Below are 1,006 nucleotides of genomic sequence, written 5' to 3' on the forward strand. Positions count from 1 at the left end.
CACAAGCTCTACTGTTTATGAGACCGGGCCTGCCGCGGACCCAGATTACGATGTGTATGAGGTCACCGTAGAGGCGGCAGGGGATACTCTCTACGTTGCCGCTGTCACGCATGCATCCGATTTTGCGGAGGACGTCTTTGTTGCAAGTATTGACCTTTCAACTGACGCCGTTCTCGTCGATGATTTCCGCCCGGATTCGCCTCAATCCAGCGCAACGCTAGTCGTAACTGGTAACGCCGGTCAGCCGGCTGGACTTGTACTGGAAGAGGGACAGGAGATTTTTTTCCATCCCATTGCAGCGGATGGGTCGTTCCAGAACCGAATTTCCTTGCTTCCCGGTCTGCAAGCCGAGGAAGGCCTCGGGTTCCTTCGAGCGACGCCGCTGGCTGGCGGCGGCTTCGTGCTCGCGTTTGACGTAACGCGAGAGGCGGACGTAGGAAGTACGCTGTCTTCCGTCTTTGCTGCTGCGTTCAACGCCGACGGCCAGCGTATCGGCGAGGTAGTGGAACTGCAGGCAGGGCCGGATTCTTTTCGAGAGTTGGTCTTCGATTTAGCGGTAAACGAGTCGGGCACCATGGTAGTCGCGACCAGATCATCTGGAGTCCAACCTGACGTCCTAGCGCGCCCCGTCGAAATCTTGGATATCTCGAATTCCGCGCCTCTGGCCAATAATGATGTTGCTAGCATCGATCAGGATAATTCGGTCACTATCGACGTTCTGGCGAACGATACCGACGCTGACGGCGACCTCCTCGATATCGTTGAGGTGTTCGCCTTGACGAACGGCACGGCGCAGATCGTAAATGGCGAGGTCGTGTTTACTCCGACCACCGGATTTTCCGGGGCGGCGGGCTTTTCCTACACCGTCGAGGACCCGTCGGGCGCCGAAGCGACCGCGGATGTGGATGTTACTGTTACGGCTGCTCCCCCGCCCCCGCCCCCGCCCCCGCCCCCGCCCCCGCCCCCGAATGAGGCGCCGGTTGCGGAGAACGACAGCGCGACGGTC

1 protein-coding gene is annotated in these 1,006 nt (G+C 59.7%); it reads left to right on the plus strand.

The annotated features are described in order from the left end of the window. A partial coding sequence (locus KCN53_RS15965; protein ID WP_224199819.1) for a cadherin-like domain-containing protein occupies positions 1–1,006 on the plus strand: 1,006 nt, incomplete at both ends.

The sequence above is a fragment of the Pacificimonas aurantium genome (assembly GCF_020092905.1).
GTDB lineage: Bacteria > Pseudomonadota > Alphaproteobacteria > Sphingomonadales > Sphingomonadaceae > Pacificimonas > Pacificimonas aurantium.